We start from the raw sequence: 17,252 nt of genomic DNA on the forward strand, positions 1-17,252 counted from the left end.
TGCAGGGTCGGATGGACAAAATGCGGGTCGAGGTTGAAGCCGCCCATGCTGTTGCGCGTCAGCTTGACCAGCGGGCAGTGGCTGTAGCCGTCCAGGCTGTCGCCGTCGACCAGCAGCACCACGTTCAGGCGCAGGCTGGTGATTTCGTTTTCCAGCTCGCCTTCGTTGAGGTCGGGCAGGGTGTCGAACTGTTTGCGAAAGCGCCGTGCCGCCTTGTGTTCCTGGCCGTCCTCGACGTAGTTGCGGCCAAACGGCTCGGCCAGCTTCAGCGCGGCATGGACTTTCAGGTCGTTGGCCTTGAGCAGGTCCTTCAGGTCGCGCGCGGCGGGCAGCGGGTCGTGCTGCGGTGCGTCGTAGAGGCTGCCGTCGGGAAACACCAGCTTCAGCCGCTTGAGCTGCAACGTACCGTTGGCCAGGGCATCCTCGTCCACCTGCAGCGCCTGCACGCCCCAGTTGAACGGCGTTGCGCGCAGCGAAGCCTCGGCCAGCTGGTGCTGGTGAAACTCATCCTGATACTGGAAATGCTGGGGCAGCAGGAACATGCCTTCCGACCACATGACCCGGCTCTGCTTACTCATTTGGTGCCATCCACGAGAGAGTTGAAGGTTGAATCCATGGCGTTGCGTGCCGACTGGCCGGCGGCATCGCTGGCCTTGTCGAGCACCGCGTCCTGCACCTTGTCGGTGAGGCCTGGCGGGGCCTGCTCGGCGTTTTGCGCGGCGACCAGCGGGTCCGCAGCAGGCGCTGTGTTCAGCACGTCGACGCCACGCATGGCGCTGATTTCGGTGTTGTCCACCAGCACCCGCAGGCCATCGGAGGAGAACCAGATACCGTCCTTGCGCAGCGAGTTGGCGTCGAACGCGACTTTCCAGCGTGCCCCCTGTTCATCGCGGAAAAACGCCGCCATGCCGACGTAGCGCGCGTTCTTCGGCAGCGGCCACTGGTCGATCTGGCCGATGCCTGGCAGCAGGGTGATTTCGCGAGCCTCGACCAAGGTGTTGCCCAAGGCTTTTTCCGGGCTGGCCCACAGGGTCTCGGCGTCGGCCGCGGCGAAGCGCTCGAGGTCGGTCAGCTGGTACACGCGCATCACCACCGACAGCGGCTGACCGTTGGCGTCGGGGTTGAGGTGGTTGCCGCCGTCGGACGTCAGGATGACCTTCTCGCTGTCGGCCAGCATGTCGGCTGCCCAGCTGTCTTCCATACGCTTGCCGATGCGGTCGGTGACCCCGCAGCCGGCCAGCGCCAGCAGCAGGGCTGCGGCGGTCAGGCGTTTGAGGGCGGTGTGCTGGTGATGCATGACGGCTTAATCTCCGAAAACGGTTCAGGCCAGGCGATAGGCGAAATCGCCATCGCTACCCAGTTCGATCACCAGGCGCTCGATTGGCGAGCCCTGGGCCATGCGCTCGAGCACGCGCTGGGCAAGCTCAGGCATCAAGGTCTGGGACAGGATGTTGTCGATGTTGCGCGCACCGCTGTCGACCTCGGTGCAGCGTGCCGCGATGGCGTTGACCAGCGCTTCGTCGTAGCTGAGTTCAGCCTGGTGGTTGCGGGCGAAACGCCTGGCAATGCGCTCGAGCTTGAGCGCGACGATGCGCGCCAGGATCTGGTCCTGCACCGGGTAGAACGGCACGATGCTCAGGCGGCCGAGGAAGGCAGGCTTGAACACCTGATTGAGCTCGTCGCGCAGGCCTTCGACGATGGCCGCGGGCGTTGGTCGCTCGGCGGCATTCAGGCAGGTCTGCATGATGCGCTCGGTGCCGGTGTTGGAGGTGAGGATGATCACGGTATTGCGGAAGTTGATCTCGCGCCCTTCGCCATCGTCCAGCACACCCTTGTCGAACACCTGGAAGAACAGTTCGAGCACATCGGGGTGGGCTTTTTCTACCTCGTCGAGCAGCACCACGCTGTACGGCTTGCGGCGCACGGCTTCGGTCAGCACACCGCCTTCGCCGTAGCCGACGTAGCCCGGTGGCGAGCCCTTCAGGCTCGATACGGTGTGCGCTTCCTGGTATTCGGACATGTTGATGGTGATCAGGTTGCGCTCGCCGCCATACAGGGTATCGGCCAGGGCCAGGGCGGTTTCGGTCTTGCCGACGCCACTGGGCCCGAGCAACAGGAACACGCCGATAGGCTTGTTCGGGTCTTCCATGCGCGCGCGGGAAATCTTGATGCGTTTGCCTATTTCGTGCAGGGCGTGGTCCTGGCCCAGCACGCGCTCGCCGAGCAGGGCCGGCAGGCGCTGCACGGTGTCGATCTCGTCACGCAGCATCTTGCCCAGGGGGATGCCGGTCCAGCCGCTGATCACCTGGGCGATGGCGCCACTGTCGACCAGCGCGTGCACCAGTGGTTGGTCGCCTTGCACGCGGGCCAGCTCGGCACGCAGGGCATTGAGCTGGTGGGCGTCGGCGTCGTTTTCGGCATCCAGGGCCTTGAGCTGTTCGACCAGTTCCAGCTCCTGCTGCCATTGGCTGCTCAGCTGTTGCTCGCGCTGCTGCTCGGCCTGCAGGGCAGCCTGCAGCTCGCCCAGACGGCGGGCATGGTCGTGGCCCTTGCCGGCTTCGTGGCCAAGCACGGCGATTTCCGCCTGCAGGTTGTCGATCTGTCGGCGACAGTCTTCCAGCGCCCCAGGCTGCGATGACTGCGCCAGGGCAATGCGCGCACAGGCGGTGTCGAGCACGCTGACCGCCTTGTCGGGCAGCTGGCGGCCGGTGATGTAGCGGCTGGACAGGCGCACCGCCTGCACCAGCGCTTCGTCCATTACCGCTACCTTGTGATGCTCGCGCATTTTCCCGAGCAGGCCACGCAGCATGTGAATGGCCTTGTCTTCGTCGGGCTCTTCGACCTTGACCACCTGGAAGCGGCGGGCGAGGGCGGCGTCCTTCTCGAAGTACTTCTTGTATTCGGCCCAGGTGGTGGCGGCAATGGTGCGCAGCTCGCCACGGGCGAGGGCGGGCTTGAGCAGGTTCGCGGCATCGTTCTGCCCGGCCTGGCCGCCGGAGCCGATCAGGGTGTGCGCTTCGTCGATGAACAGGATGATCGGGTGCAGGCTGCGCTTGACCTCCTCGATCACTGCCTTGAGGCGGTTCTCGAACTCGCCCTTGACCCCGGCGCCTGCCTGCAGCAGGCCCAGGTCCAGGGTATGCACGGCCACGTCCTTGAGCACTGCCGGCACATCGCCTTGGGCGATGCGCAGGGCCAGGCCTTCGACCACTGCGGTTTTGCCGACCCCGGCTTCACCGGTGAGGATGGGGTTGTTCTGGCGGCGGCGAGTGAGAATATCGACCATCTGCCGAACTTCGAACTCGCGGCCCAGCACCGGGTCGATACGGCCTTCACGGGCGCTTTGGGTGAGGTTGATGGTGTACTGGTCCAGCGCCGGGGTCTTGCCGCCGGCCTTGGCACTGCTGGCTGCCGGTGCTGCCGGGCTGGCCAGCGGGCTGGCTTGCCGGGATTCGGTGCTGCCTTCTACCAGGCCAGTGAGGTTCAGGCGCAGGTCGTCGGCGTTGATTTTCTCCAGCTCCGGCGCCGAGGCGATCAGCACGCGCCGCAGTTCAGCGTCGTCGAGCAGGGCCAGCAACAGGTAACCGCTGCGCACCTGGCCGACACCGTATTCGATCGACGCCAACAGCCAGGCCTGCTCGATCATGCGGGTGATATATGGCGACAGCGCCGGGGTGCGGGTATTGCCTTTCTTGAACGTGCCCAAAGCCGTGACCAGCTGCGCCTGCAGGCGTTCGGCGACCACATCGTAGTGGCGCATGATCGGCGCCAGGTCGCTGTCGCCGGCGTCGAGCAGCTGCAGCAGCAGGTGCTCCACTTCGACGTCGTAATGGTGCTCCGACAGGCACAGGGCCGCCGCGCTTTCAGTGGCCGTGCGGCTGGTTTCGTTGAGCTTGGCGAACAGAGACTTCAGGTTCACAAGGCGACCCCATCGTAAGGTATTTGGAAGACGGCGCAACGCGAAGGCTCCGCGTCACGACCGGGGCGTTTGAGCCAGCCCAGCCAGCCCAGCGCAACATTGCCGCTGCGGCCCAGCTGGGCGCGCGGCACTGCCTCACGCTGCAGGCGCGGGGCGATTTCGAAGTCCAGCTGGGCGCCGATATAGAAGCGCACCAGCTCGACCAGCTTGCGGTAGCACGCGGTGCCCGGCTGAAAGCGCCGGTAATCGGCCAGGCTCAACGGGCCCAGCTCGATACGAATGCTCGACTGGTAGTCCCAGACCCGGTTGCCGGCCACGGCGCTGTGGCCGAGCTGGGCGTTCTTGCGCCCGAGCTGGGTGCACTGTTCGGGCTGCAGGTGCAGCCAGCGCCCGGCAAACTGGCACACCGTGACCGGCAGCGCGAAATAGAAGCCGAGCATGCGCTCAAGGTTCAGCGCGTTGCGCGGCTTCTGGCTGAGCAGGCCGGCAAAATAGCTGAACAGCTCGCGGCGCAGCGCCGTCGGCTGCTGCTCGAACTTGAGCTGCTGCGCGCGCGGGCCCAGGCCGACCAGGTTGAGCAGGTAGCCATCGAACGCCGAAGCCCCATTGCGTTCGTGTTCGATATGAAATTTGTACTTCTGCCAGGCCTCGTAGAACAGCGTGGTCATGCGGTGCGAGAAAATGTCGAGAAACGCATGGGCCGCATCGTCGCGGTACTGCACATGGCGCTCGAGCAGCAGCTCGGTGTACGGCCGCGGCAGTACGCCCGACGGCCCGACCAGGCCCATGAACGTGACCTGCAGCTCGGACAGCGGCAGGCCGGCCGGCGACACTTTGCCTTCACGCTCGAAGTGCAAGTCGCTGACCTCGCTGGCGGGGAACGCCAGCGACAGCTGGGTGCGAAAGCGCAGCGGGTCTTCATGCGGCCGGGTTGCCAGGTCCATGCGCCCGGTACGGCTGTAGTGCAGGCGGAGCAGACGCACCAATTGAAAGAATTCGAATCGGTGCGGCTCGGCTCGGGCCTGATCGATCAGACCAGGGGCTGATCGCCAGTGCGGGCTGGCCATTGGGCGACTCTCTTTTCTCGTTGTTGGGTGCGCAGGGTCAGTTGGGTAAAGCTGTTCATCGAGCAGTACTGGCCGAAGAAATGGTCCAGCACCGTGCCGAACAGAAACACGCCGCTGCCGGTGAACTGGCTCTCGTCCAGGGTCAGGGTAATGCCGACACCGCGCACGAAGTTCGGCCGCGGGTGGCCGATACGGGCAACCACCGGCTCGCTGTCGATGGCCTTGATGCCATTGATCTGCTTGCGGATGGCCGACACGTTGCGGTAGTTGTAAAGCGACAGCAGTTCGAGCAGCACCTCGCGGCCCTGGCTGACCAGCGACAGGTGGTTGAGCGAAAGGTGGGCGATAAGCCGCCAGATCAGCCCTTTGCCCAGTGGCACCCGCACGGTGGCGGTAGGCTTGCGCAGGCAGCGGATGTCCTTGATCACCGAGTTGGCCGGGATGTTGAAGTCGCCGCGCTCGCCACCGAACGGCAGCATCAGCGGTACATCGCGGTTGCTGCAGGTCAGCCCGATGCTGAGGGTGTCATTGCTGGCGTCGATCAGTTCGAGGTTGCGGTCGACCACGCGGATGCTCATGGCCGTGGCATCGCCCTGGCTGCGTCGCCGGGCCGTCCAGAAACTGCTGCGCGGGTCCTGTTCGCCACGTGGCTCGAAGAACGGCTGGCAGGTGTCGACCTGATCGACGCCGCCCAGCTTGCGCACCCGCCTTACGCGGTCGATCGATACCACTTCGGCGGCATTGTGCAGCCGTGTGTCCGGGGTGACCGGGTACTCGTGGCGGGTGTGCGTCAGCTTGATCGGCTCGGCCTGCTGGCGGAACAGGTTGATGATCGGGGTGCAGTTGAGCTTGAAGTTGTTGCGCCCGATGTTCTGGGTCAGCCGGGTCAGGCGATCGCTGAGGTCGTAATCGGAGAAATAGAAATTCAGCTCCACCTGCTCGACGGCCTTGCCCTGCAGGATGCGGGCAAAGCCGCTGAGGTCGAAGAACATGAACTTGTCGGGGAAAGTGAAGTACTCGTGCAGCAGGCGGTAACCCAGGAACGAGCGTTCGGAGTAGTCCACCAGGCCTTCGTCGCGGGCATAGCCCACGGGCTTCAGGGCATCGGCCGCAAGGGCCACTTCGCGGGTGCGGCCCTGGTCCTGGAAGCTCAGGGTAACCTTGGCCAGGTTGTTGAACAGCAGCTCGTACAGCTGCAGCATCAGCGTCGCTTCGCCGTCGAGGAAAAACCTCAGGCAGTCCATTTCCATCTGCCCGAACAGGGCATCGCCGGTAGCCCCCAGGCGGATCCGCAGGTGCGCCACCAGGTCGGCGCTGTGGCCATTGAATGCCGACCGTTCCATCTCGCTGAACGAGGCTTGCTGCACGGCGATAGGCCACAGCGCTACCGGGTAGCAGGTGCGGAACTTGCAGACCACGCCTTCCACGGCATTGGCATGCATCTCGGTATGCCGTGCAACGCGGTAGGCTTCGGTGACCTTCTCGTGCTTGCCCAGGCTCAGCTCGGCGATCGACATCGACGGGGTAGGGCGCAGGTAGTGGGGGTACAGCACCTCGAGGAAAGACTCGACGATTTCCGGAAACTCGTCATCGAGCTTTTTGTGCACCCGCGCAGACAGGAACGAGAACGCCTCGATCAGGCGCTCGGTGTGCGGGTCCTCGCAGTTGTCGCCCTCTATCAGCAGCCGCGAGGCGATCTTGGGGTACTGCGCAGCAAACTCCTGGCCGAGGAAGCGCAGGTGCGACAGTTCCCTTTCGTAGTAGGGCAGCAGTTCGTCGAGCATCAGTTGAGGTTCTGCACTTTGTATTCCTGGGTGTTGACCTGCAGCACAGCGTCGAACGACACCTGGCGGCTGATGTCCTGCAGGCGCAGCACGGCGTCTACCCGGAAGGTCAACATGCGATGGCCGTTCTGCTGGGCCAGCAGCTGCACACGGACCCGGCGAAAGCGCCGGTCGCCGGTGCTGATCGCCCGTTCCAGCTGTTGCTGGATCAGGCGACGATCATGCGGGTCGAGCACGCTGCGGCTGATGAAGTCGGGCATGCCGTATTCAAGGATGGAGCCACCAAGCTGGCTGAAGCCGGCGAGCTCGGCGGCGACCAGGGACTGGCGGGTATTCACCAGCACCTCGAGGTCGCGGACGATGCTGGCCTTGTACTCGGCCAGCGAGCAGGTGCGTTGCACCGCCGGCTCGGCCGACTGAAAGGGTCGGTCGTCCAGCAGCCGGTCGAGCAGCGAGGGCAGCAGGCGGGCCTGGTTACTCATGTGTCATCCCTGTACACACCGGGCCGTCAGCCGCGCGCGCCTTGTGGCAGTTCGGCGACCAGCCGCAGCGAAGCGGTCAGTTCGTCCAGCTGGTAGTGCGGGCGCAGGTAGGTCACGGCCTTGTACACGCCTGGCTTGCCTGGCACCTCGAACACCTCGGCGCGGGCCTCGCGCAGCGGGAATTTGGCCTTGGCCTCCTGGCTGGCGGTGTCGTCGAGCAGCACGTAGCTGGCCAGCCACTGGTTGAGGAACCGTTCCACGTCCATGCGCGAGGCGAAGCTGCCGATCTTGTCGCGCATGATCGCTTTCATGTAATGGGCGATGCGCGAGGTGGCGAAAATGTACTGCAGCTGCGCAGACAGGCGGGCGTTGGCGTTGGCGATGTCGGTGTTGTACTGCTTCTGCTTTTGCGCCGACTGGGTGCCGAAGAACGCGGCGTAGTCGGTGCCCTTGCAGTGCACCAGGGGAATGAAGCCCAGGTCCGACAGTTCTTTTTCGCGGCGGTCGGTGATGGCGATCTCGGTCGGGCACTTGAGGGCGATCTCGCCATCGTCGGTCTTGAAGGTATGGGTCGGCAGGCCTTCGACCAGGCCACCGCCTTCCACACCGCGAATCGCCACGCACCAGCCGTAGCGGGCAAAGGCATCGGTGACCCGGGTGCCAAGGGCGTAGGCGGCGTTCATCCACAGGTATTTGTCGTGGTCGCGGCCGTCGACGCTTTCGACGAAGTTGAATTCCTCCACCGGCGTGGTATCGGGGCCATAGGGCAGGCGCCCGAGCACGTGTGGCAGGGTAAGGCCGACGTAGCGCGAGTCTTCCGAGGCGCGGAACGACTTCCACTTGGCGTATTCGACGGTATCGAAGATGTTTGCCAGGTCACGCGGGCCGGACATTTCGGTAAATGAATCCCAGCCGAACAGTTCGGGGGAGGCCGCCGAGATGAACGGCGCGTGGGCCGCAGCTGCCACGTGCGAGACTTCTTCGAGCAGGTACAGGTCTTCGGGGTTGCGGTTGAACTCGTAGTCGCCGATCAGCATGCCGAACGGCGCACCACCGAAGGTGCCGTACTCTTCTTCGTAGACCTTCTTGAACAGCGCGCTCTGGTCGAATTCGCTGGCGGCCTTGAGGTCGCGTACCAGGTCCTTCTTCGAGGCGTTGAGCAGGTGGATCTTCAGCGTGGTGCTGGTTTCGGTCTGGTCGACCTGGTATTTCAGGCCGCGCCAGGACGCTTCCAGCTGCTGGAACTCACGGGCGTGCATGATCTCGTTCATCTGCTCGGAGAGCATCGCGTCGATTTCGGCGATACGCGAATCGAGCACGGCGATCAGGTCCTTGCTCGGGGTCATCTCGCCCTCGAGCACCTGGTTCACCAGTTCGCCGATCAGGTCGCGGGTGCGGTTGCGCTCGGTGTCGGAGCGGGCCACGCGGCTTTGCGAAATGATGCTGTCGAGCAGCGAGGGCTGTGGCGCGAAGTTTTCCACTTCGACCAGGTCGCCGGCCTGTTGCGGTGCGGTTTGCTTGTCGGTCATGTTCGGGCTCCTGCTCAGGCGCGATCGCTGCTGGATGGGTCGTTCTCTTCGGCTTCACGGCCGAATTCCTTGCCCAGGGTCTTGAGCTTTTCGGTGTTCTGCAGCACATCCATCAGCAGCTCTTCGAGCTTGTCGTTGCCGCCCATCTTGTTGCGCAGGTCGGCCAGCTTGTTGCGCACTTCCAGCAGCTTGCGCAGCGGCTCGACCTGCTTGACCACGTTCTGCGGCTCGAAGTCTTCGAGGCTGTTGAAGTTCAGCTCCACGCCCAGCTGGGTGCCGTTACGGGCCAGGGTGTTGTCGACGCGGTAGGTGAGACGCGGCTTGATGCCCTTGAGCACGCCGTTGAAGTTGTCGCGGTCGATGAACACGAACTTGCGGTCCTTGAGCTTGGGCAGCGGTTCCAGCGGGTTGCCGGAAAAGTCGCCCAGTACGCCGACGACGAAGGGCAGTTCCTTCTTCTCGATGGCATCGCCGATGTCCACGTCGTAGGTGATATGAACCCGAGGCGCGCGAACGCGGTCGAGTTTGTGCTGGGTGCTTTCCTTCTTCGCCATCGTGTTCTCCATTGCGAGCAGTTCGCTGCGAATCATTGCGCGGGCCGTTGCCAGGCCCTTCGCGTTACAGGCCTTCGATCGTCAGCAGCAGGCGCTGACGGATTTCGTCGTTCATTTCCAGAATGTTGTCGCGGCCGACCAGCTCTTCGAAGCTGGTGTTGCCGGCAATTTGCGTGCTGCTGCGGATAACCGAATCGTCGGGTAGTGCCGATCGCACCGGCGAGCTGATAACGCAGAACGGCAGGTCGCCCAGGCCCTTGAGGCGCTCGAAGCTGAGGCTGAAACGCAGCCCTTCGAACAGCCGGCCAAGGCCTGGCGACTTGCTCAGGCAGTAGAACAGCACCAGGTAATGCACCACGAAGCGGTACAGCTCGGCGCTGCTGCGGTTGGGGTCATTGATGACCGCGCGAAAACGCGCCAGCTCGAAGCCCTGGAAGCCCACCACCCAACGCACCGGGCTGGTGATCCGGATGACCTGCCCACTGGGGGCCAGGACCTTGTCGTATTCCAGCGGGAACAGTTCGGGTGTGGTGCTGATGAGGTTGAGCGGCACTTCCAGCTCACTGACCAGCTGGAACGGTGCGGCCGAGCCGATGCGTTCGTAGAGTTCGATCAGCGACTGGAAGTGGCCCTGGGTTTCACGCCCGCTGCTGCGCTGGGCGCCTTGCAGGTATTCGCCAAACAGGTTTTGCGGACGAATCAGCGGCGCCGCGGTGGCGAGGTAATCAGCCGCCTGCGCTTTCAGCGCATCGGCGATCGCCCGCGTCTGGCTACGCAGCTTGATCAGTGCTTCGACATCGAATGTCTGGGTCATCGGTGCATCGTCCATGTGCCTGCTTGATCGTCCTGAAACGCCAGTGGCGAGGACCTGAAAATCGCGCCTTTCGGCTGCGGAAAATTGGGTGCTGGCACATGAATATCGTGTTGCCAGCAATGCCGAGTAGGGCACCCCGCTGCGGAAGAAGTTCCGGCAAGGGAGGCGATTTTTTCCCCGTTTTGTGCAGAGACGCAATAATGGCGCCGTGACATTGGCTGTGTGTTGGGGGCGCAGAAAACGGGGCCTCGCCCCTAAAACGTGGGCGTGCAGGGCTAAAAAAAATGCTGAAAATCGCGGGTAAAAATTTTTTATAAAAAGTGAAGCAGGTCTCACTTTTGGGCCTGGGCGCAATCGTATGGGCATTGGCAAGGTTGCCGTATGATGATGGCAGTACGGGCAGGGGCTGGGCATCGAGAGCGTGCATCACGCATGATGATTGGCAGCTACGGCAGTAACGGCTAGCGCTCACCGCTCTCCAGGCAGGCATAAATCACTGCCAGTCAGTCAAGGCGAATGGGGCTGCTGCGCAGCCCATCGCCGGCAAGCCAGCTCCCACCCAGACTGCATCGAATTCATGTGGGAGCCTGGCTTGCCGGCGATGGGCCGCAAAGCGGCCCCAATTGCCTTTTCGCTGCGCGGCCAGATCGGTCGCCTTTCGCACATAACCGAAAGAAATCGTGGGTTTCCTGGCGTACCTGATGTGATCAGTTTGACGTAATCAGGGCTTGCTCATTTTAGCTTGGAGCATCTGAAAAGCTTTCGAGCTTCGGCCGTCGATGAGTTCGATGTAAAACGAGGCATAGAGCGCTTCAAGGTCGCGGCATGCGCCCAGCCGGGTTTCGGTGAAGTAGCGATGGCCAGGGATATCGCGCGCCTCCATGGGGGTGGTAATTTCTTTATTCGCAGCACGCTTGAGCAAGCCATCCAGATCCTGAAGCAACAGGGCTGCAGCGCGCTCTTGCTGTTGATAGTGCTCAAGCGAGTCGCGCAATGCCATGGCTGCGAGTTTCAGTGCATCTGGATTCATCGTTGGATTCCTGGTTGTCTATCGAACCGAGAAGCCTTGAGTGTTGATCATTCGCCCCGGTTAGGGGCCAAGTGCCGAAGCGCTTCGCCTGCTCGCTATAGGCTATCTGGGCGCGGTTTTCAGTTTATGCGGCATCAGTCGTAGGCCGGAGGTCTTTTTTAGCGGCCATCGACCTGAACGCAAATATCCTTGCCATCGATTACCTTGCATGGCCAGTTATCGTTGATGTAATGATCCGGCTTGAAACATACCCGCTCATCGTTGACCCAGAATAAATGCCAGGCTGAGCCTGAGATCAGCAATTTTGAACAGGGCGTGTAACCTCTGGCCAGTAATGCGCCGGAGGTCAGGATCATTACGGCAGGTACGATATAGAAAAGTGTTTTCAGCGACAGTGCGAACATCAATGTCTGGAAGCGGTGCAGGCGCGAGCCGAGGGGTGGGTCAAACTTCTTGCCTGTCAGTGCGCACGTAGCTGTTCCCACTAGCAGAATGGCAAGCGCTGGCGGCGCCATAAGCAGGCCAAAAGCCAAGTAGGGGGTTTCTACTACGGGCGCTGCCCGGTAAAGCCTGCCGTACAGGGGCAGCAGGTAGTGCGCATAGGCGTACACCGAGAAACCACCGACCAGCAGTAGCATGATGATGAATACGATAGCCAGCAGTCTGAATTTGACCGGTGTGAGTTCCAGTGATGGCAGAGTCGGGTGCATGTTCGTCATTAAAATTTAGGTAGATTGAATGTGGGCAGAGACGGAATTGAAGGCAATCTGGGCGCACTCGGCCAAGCGGGTAGATCGATCCCGTCCGGGCGTAGCTTGCGGATAACCCATGACTTGGCCTCATCATAAAGCTGGTCTGCAATGTTGCCAGCAATGTTGGCGGTGGTTTCTTTCAGGTAGTTTTGCAGGTCCGCCGCCTTGATTTCGGTAAGTGTCTGGTGGAGTGATTCCAGATGGTCAGTTGCATAGCGCAACCCGGCTTTTACCGAATTTTTTATACCGAAGTGGCTATCAAGAGCGTTCAAGCCAAGGCCTACCGCAAAGACGAAGAGTGCGCCTGCAATCACCGGCGCAGCGGCGGCGGTAAAGAATGTTCCCGCCAGCACAGCCGCTGCGTAGCCGACTGCTGTAGCAATGCCGGCCTTGATCAGTTCAACGCCGACGCCACCAAATAGATCGCTCATGATGTGTTCATCAGCAAACACCCATTCCGCGACTTCGATAGCGACTGCCACATAGCAGGACAACTTGAATCCTTTGATGGATGAGCCACGAACACCATATTTACCGATACCCATGCTGATCAGCTTGGCGTTCTGAATACCGTAGCGAGGCGCATCCAGCGTTTTGCGCAGGCCAGGGTAACCGGAGAGGACCACGTATTGCTTGCCGTTGCGCACGATGTAGCGCACTTTCGTTCCCAAGCCATTCATGTCGCGAATGAAACCAATGATATTTTTCGCATCCCACGCTGCCATTGCGCCGGGCACGCCCCAGGTGGTATTGACGAAAGTGTGGGGCAGGCCGTTGTAAGTAGACCTTATGCCTTGCCAGGTGCCAGTCAACCTATCGGCCTGTGTTCGGGTACACACCTGAAGTGGTTGCGTAGCACCCTGTGCTTTCTGGGCGAACTGGCCCTGAAAGTCTTCCACCGACATGATCACCATTTCCCGGTGATTCTGGTCCATGTCTCGGTCCAGTTGGCTGAGTTGGGCTTCACTCACGCTCATGGCAACGCTCCCTGATATTCGCTGTGTACGGCCTGGTAGCCAGGCGCAAGGAGCCTACACCCCAGACGTCAGCCAGATCAAACGGGGGGACATATTCCGATGTAATTAATCCAGGAAGCGTCTAATGGGAAATCGCCATCAGTTACCATTGGCGGAAGTGGCCTCTGCTCTTGATTCAGGGCTCTCTGGCTTATCGCCATCATTTGACAGCCCACGCCAAGCACGTTTTCATTGTTGGATTTCCAGCTTGATGCAGGATGCATTGATATGATTACGGATGCCCTTGAGTCGATGCTCACACAGCATCAACGCCTGTTCACCTTTGACTCACCTCTGCCCCCTGAGCAAGAGCTGCAACTCCTTAGCTTCAGTGGTCGCGAGGCCATTTCCGAGCTGTTCAGTTTCCAGGTAAACCTGATTTCCCAGGACGCCCGCATCGAGCTCAAGAAGCTGATCGGCAAGAAAGTCACGGTGGGCATCGCGCTCGCCGATGGCAGTACGCGCTACCTCAGCGCGCATGTTTCCGACTTCGTGCACACCGGTGCCGACGGTGGCATTGCCAACTACACCGCCGAGCTGGTGCCATGGATCTGGATTCTTAGCCGCCGCCGCGATTCACGTATCTTCCAGGACAAGACCACCGAGCAGATCGTCAAGGAAGTCTTCGCTTACTACCTGACGTTGGCCGAGCATGAGTTCCGTCTTAGCCAGCCCCTCAAGCCCATCAGCTACTGCACGCAGTATCAGGAATCGGACTTGAATTTCGTGCTGCGCCTGCTTGAACAGGAGGGGCTGTTCTTCACGTTCGAGCATTCTCAGGAAGGCCATCGCATGATCATCAGCGATGACAGCAGCATGCTGCCGCAGCTGGAGCGTCAGCCGCTGATCAGATACCACAGCGCCTCGGTAACCGAGACCGCTGACTCGATCACGGCGTGGTCCTCGGCGCGACGCATGCAGCCAACGCGCCTGGCCCTCAAGACGTTCGACTACAAGCAGCCTGGTAACCCGCATCTGGTGCAGCTGAACTCTGTCAACCAGCAGGGTGAGGTCGGCCAGTACGAGGTCTTCGAATACGAGGGCCTTTACGGCTACGCAGACTCCGATGAAGGTGTGCGCAAGGCACAGCGCAGGCTCGAGGCGATGGAAGTGGACGGCAAGACGTTCCATGGCCAGAGCAACTGCCGCGCGATGGAGGCCGGCCAGTACTTCGAGCTGAGCCAGCATTACGATCACGACAACGACGCCCCCGACGATCGCCAGTTTCTGCTGCTTTCCGTTACCCATTGGGGCCAGAACAACTACGCCAGCGACGGTGAAGCGGGCTATCGCAACAGCTTCAGCTGTATTCGTCGTAAAATCCCGTTCCGCCCCGCAGCGCATACACCGAAGGCTGGCATCAGCGGACCGCAGACAGCCATTGTGGTCGGCCCGCCCGGCGAAGAGATCTACACCGATGACCTGGGCAGGGTGAAGTTGCAGTTCCACTGGGACCGCAATGGGGAGTACAACGACCAGAGTTCCTGCTGGGTCCGCGTGGCCCAGTCAGGTGCCAGCGGCGGCTTCGGCAGTATCCAGATCCCGCGCGTCGGTGACGAAGTGGTGGTGGTGTTCCTCGACGGCAACCCCGATCGCCCGTTGATCATGGGCAGCCTCTACAACAGCAGCAACACGCCGCCCTGGGCGCTGCCGGCCAACAAGACCCAAAGCGGTTTCCTGACGCGCTCGATGAAGGGCGACGGCGGTACAGCCAACTTCTTCCGCTTCGAAGACAAGGCCGGCGCCGAGCAGATCATCATGCACGCCGAGCGCAACATGGACACCGAGATCGAGCTGGATGAAACCCATGATGTGGGTAACAACCGCACGATTACGGTGGGTGGCACGCACACCGAAACCGTGAAGAAGGACACGGTAGTGCAAGTGACCGATGGCTCTTACACCTTGCAGGTCGACAACCAGTTCATCCAGGTTGCCGCGAAGCAGCACATCATCCTGCAGGTGGGGGAAAGCAGCATCACCTTGACCCCGGAAGGCATCGAGATCAAGGGCAAGGCCATCGTCACCACCAGTACCGACACTACCCAGATCACCGGCGCCGCAGTGCGAATCAACGACTGAGGCGGGTTCATGCAAAAGACCTCGATCTACGACCGCCTCTCGGCCAAGCGCGAAGCGCAAGAGGAAGCTGCGCGGCTGGCAAGGCTCGCTGAACCCGCCAACATGCCCGAGCCTGCGCCCGAACCGCAACCACTGGCCACCGCGTTGCTGGACGTGGCCAGTGGCTTTACCTTCGCCGGTTTCCACCTGCAGTTTCCGGCCGGCTTTCGCTTCCGCGATATCCAGACCACCCTCGAGCATGAAGGCGAAGCGGTCAGCCTTCGCATCCGCCGTCGTGACGTCCGCCCCAGGCAGACGCTGGAGGCGTTCTTCGACGAGGCAATCAAGGCCCTGCGCGAATTGACCCCGCAGCTGCGCCTGATACGTCAGCGTGATTCCCACCTGGCTGGCCACCCGGCCAAGGTGCTGGACTTTCACTTCACTGCTGGCCATGAGCCTCGGCACGGTCGCCTGGTCGGCGCGTTGGTACCCGTAGCCGGCAGCGATTTGCAGCAATGGCTGGACATTTCCAGCGTGATAGACCCGAGCAAGCCAGGCCTGAGCCAATGGCTGGCAGATTTCGACCGCATGCTCGATGGCTTCGCGCCGAGCTGAACCCGTTCTTCTTTATCAGGAATTTCCATCGCATGGATTACGAGTTGCAGGAAGGCAGCATTGCGCTGCCGGCAGGTTTCGAGGACCGCACGGTCAACATGTTCGTCCTGGGTGCCAGTGTGCCCGCGCCCTTGAGCATTACCGTCTCGCGCGACACCTTGCTGCCGGACGAAGCGTTGCCGGCCTACGTTGATCGCCAGGTCAAAATGCTCACCTCCAAGCTGCGCGGCTACACCCGCATGGGCAACAAGGCTGTCGCGCTTGCGGCCAGCGCGCCTATCGCTGGCATCCAGATCGACGCCTACTACATGAACCAGGGCCGTCCGCTCTATCAGCGCCAGGCCGCCTTTATCATCAGCCCCGGGCGGGCGCTGATCTTCTCCACCACTGCACAGGCCGACTTCAGTGCCCAGCAGAACCAGGACTGGGACAACCTGCTGGCCAGCTTCACCCCGCGCCACCCGGTCGTGACCAGCCCCGAGCCCGGCGAACAGGAGTAACCCTCATGTTCGAAGCGGCCAGGTTCGGCGACGAGATATCGCACACCAGCGCCCTGGGGGGCTTCCTGATCGGAGCTGCCTTGGGTATCGCGCTGGTGGCCACGGTGGCCATCGCCACCTTCACTTGCGGGTTCGGCGTGGCCTTGCTGGCCGGCCTCGCAGCCGGTATCGGGGGCAGCTTGCTGACCGCTGCCGGAGAGGCGATAGGCAGTATGTTCTCGTCCCCCTCAGGGACCATAACTACTGCCTCACCCAACGTGTTCATCAACAGCCGCAAGGCTGCCCGCGTCGAAAAAAGCATCGGTGCCTGCGACAAGCACCCCGGGCCGGTGCAGATTGCCGAAGGCTCGACCAACGTCTTCATCAACAGCGTGGCCGCTGCGCGCAAGGGCGACAAGCTGACCTGCGGTGCGACCATCTCCGCAGGCTCTGACAACGTCATCATTGGCGGTGGTACCTACCGCTACCTGCCGGTGGACGATGAGATCCCGGAATGGCTGCGCACCACCGTGGATGTGCTGATGGCCATCGCCGGCGCTGCGGGCGGTATCGCCCAGCTGATCAAGGCCGGTACCCAGGCCGGCATGAAAGCTGTCATGCCCTGCGCCCTGAAGTTCACCGCAGGATTCGTCGCCGGTGAAGTCGCCAGCCGCTACGTGGTCGAACCGGTGGCGCGCAAGGCCATCGGTGGGCTGGTCGGCAACCCGGTCGACCTCACCACTGGCCGCAAACTGATCCCCGATGAAATCGACTTCAGCCTGCCGGGCCTGATGCCTATCGAGTGGTCGCGCTTCTATGCCAGCGACCTTACCGTCGACAGCGTACTCGGCCGCGGCTGGGTGCTGCCGTGGGAACAGAGCGTGCGCCGCCAGGGCTCGTTCATCTACCTTACCGATAACCAGGGCCGCGAAATCCCGTTCGTGGCCCTGCAACCGGGCGAACGCATCTACAACCCCCACGAGCAGGTGTACCTGGTGTGCACCGAGGGTGGCCACTACCTCCTGCAAACCCTCGACAACCTGTTCTTCTACTTCGGCGAAGTGCCGGACACCAACACCGAAGTGCCGCTGCAACGCATCGAGAACGCCCTCGGCCACTTCCTGCATTTCACCCGCACCCCCGACGGCAC

At 62.0% G+C, this 17,252-nt stretch carries 16 protein-coding genes; 4 read left to right on the forward strand and 12 right to left on the reverse strand.

The annotated features are described in order from the left end of the window. From tssK to HP547_RS16490, 12 genes are all read right to left on the reverse strand, one after another. A partial coding sequence (gene tssK, locus HP547_RS16435) for a type VI secretion system baseplate subunit TssK (RefSeq protein ID WP_172286847.1) occupies positions 1-578 on the reverse strand: 578 nt, incomplete at its 3' end. Then, positions 575-1,297, reverse strand: coding sequence for a type VI secretion system lipoprotein TssJ (tssJ, locus tag HP547_RS16440; protein ID WP_172221670.1), 723 nt, complete (start codon positions 1,295-1,297; stop codon positions 575-577). The genes tssJ and tssK, both read right to left, overlap by 4 nt. A 24-nt stretch (positions 1,298-1,321) precedes the next feature. Then, a complete protein-coding gene (gene tssH, locus HP547_RS16445; protein WP_172286848.1) occupies positions 1,322-3,919 on the reverse strand; it encodes a type VI secretion system ATPase TssH in 2,598 nt (865 codons plus the stop codon). Next, positions 3,916-4,986, reverse strand: coding sequence for a type VI secretion system baseplate subunit TssG (tssG, locus tag HP547_RS16450; RefSeq protein WP_172221676.1), 1,071 nt, complete (start codon positions 4,984-4,986; stop codon positions 3,916-3,918). Before tssG ends, tssH begins: the two co-directional genes overlap by 4 nt. Next, positions 4,950-6,770, reverse strand: a complete 1,821-nt coding sequence (gene tssF / locus HP547_RS16455) for a type VI secretion system baseplate subunit TssF (protein WP_172221693.1) — start codon at positions 6,768-6,770, stop codon at positions 4,950-4,952. The genes tssG and tssF overlap by 37 nt, the downstream gene beginning before the upstream one ends. Next, positions 6,770-7,252, reverse strand: coding sequence for a type VI secretion system baseplate subunit TssE (gene tssE / locus HP547_RS16460; RefSeq protein ID WP_172221696.1), 483 nt, complete (start codon positions 7,250-7,252; stop codon positions 6,770-6,772). The genes tssF and tssE overlap by 1 nt, the downstream gene beginning before the upstream one ends. A 26-nt stretch (positions 7,253-7,278) precedes the next feature. Beyond that, positions 7,279-8,781, reverse strand: a complete 1,503-nt coding sequence (gene tssC, locus HP547_RS16465) for a type VI secretion system contractile sheath large subunit (protein WP_172221714.1) — start codon at positions 8,779-8,781, stop codon at positions 7,279-7,281. A 14-nt stretch (positions 8,782-8,795) separates the two neighbouring features. Continuing rightward, complete coding sequence (gene tssB, locus HP547_RS16470; protein WP_172286849.1) at positions 8,796-9,335, reverse strand: type VI secretion system contractile sheath small subunit; 540 nt, start codon at positions 9,333-9,335, stop codon at positions 8,796-8,798. Between the two features lie 64 nt (positions 9,336-9,399). Next, complete coding sequence (locus HP547_RS16475; protein WP_172221735.1) at positions 9,400-10,149, reverse strand: hypothetical protein; 750 nt, start codon at positions 10,147-10,149, stop codon at positions 9,400-9,402. Between the two features lie 721 nt (positions 10,150-10,870). Further along, positions 10,871-11,179, reverse strand: a complete 309-nt coding sequence (locus HP547_RS16480; protein ID WP_172221738.1) for a hypothetical protein — start codon at positions 11,177-11,179, stop codon at positions 10,871-10,873. Positions 11,180-11,337: 158 nt separating this feature from the next. Continuing rightward, positions 11,338-11,889, reverse strand: a complete 552-nt coding sequence (locus HP547_RS16485) for a hypothetical protein (protein WP_172221741.1) — start codon at positions 11,887-11,889, stop codon at positions 11,338-11,340. Between the two features lie 8 nt (positions 11,890-11,897). Next, entirely contained in the window at positions 11,898-12,908 is a 1,011-nt protein-coding gene (locus tag HP547_RS16490; RefSeq protein ID WP_172286850.1) for a hypothetical protein, read from the reverse strand. A gap of 267 nt (positions 12,909-13,175) precedes the next feature. On the opposite strand from HP547_RS16490, the gene tssI reads away from it, so the two are divergent. The 4 genes from tssI to HP547_RS16510 all read left to right on the forward strand — a co-directional run. Then, on the forward strand, positions 13,176-15,029 hold the full coding sequence (gene tssI, locus HP547_RS16495) for a type VI secretion system tip protein TssI/VgrG (RefSeq protein WP_172286851.1): 1,854 nt from the start codon (positions 13,176-13,178) through the stop codon (positions 15,027-15,029). 9 nt (positions 15,030-15,038) lie between these two features. Then, positions 15,039-15,623 carry a DcrB-related protein gene (locus HP547_RS16500; RefSeq protein ID WP_172286852.1) on the forward strand — a complete coding sequence of 195 codons (585 nt, stop codon included), beginning with the start codon at positions 15,039-15,041 and terminating at the stop codon, positions 15,621-15,623. A 32-nt stretch (positions 15,624-15,655) separates the two neighbouring features. Next, positions 15,656-16,123 carry a DcrB-related protein gene (locus HP547_RS16505; RefSeq protein WP_172221753.1) on the forward strand — a complete coding sequence of 156 codons (468 nt, stop codon included), beginning with the start codon at positions 15,656-15,658 and terminating at the stop codon, positions 16,121-16,123. Between the two features lie 5 nt (positions 16,124-16,128). Beyond that, positions 16,129-17,252 (forward strand): DUF6531 domain-containing protein (locus HP547_RS16510; RefSeq protein WP_172286853.1); only part of this gene is annotated, 1,124 nt, incomplete at its 3' end.

This window comes from Pseudomonas sp. CM27 (assembly GCF_013179515.1).
GTDB lineage: Bacteria > Pseudomonadota > Gammaproteobacteria > Pseudomonadales > Pseudomonadaceae > Aquipseudomonas.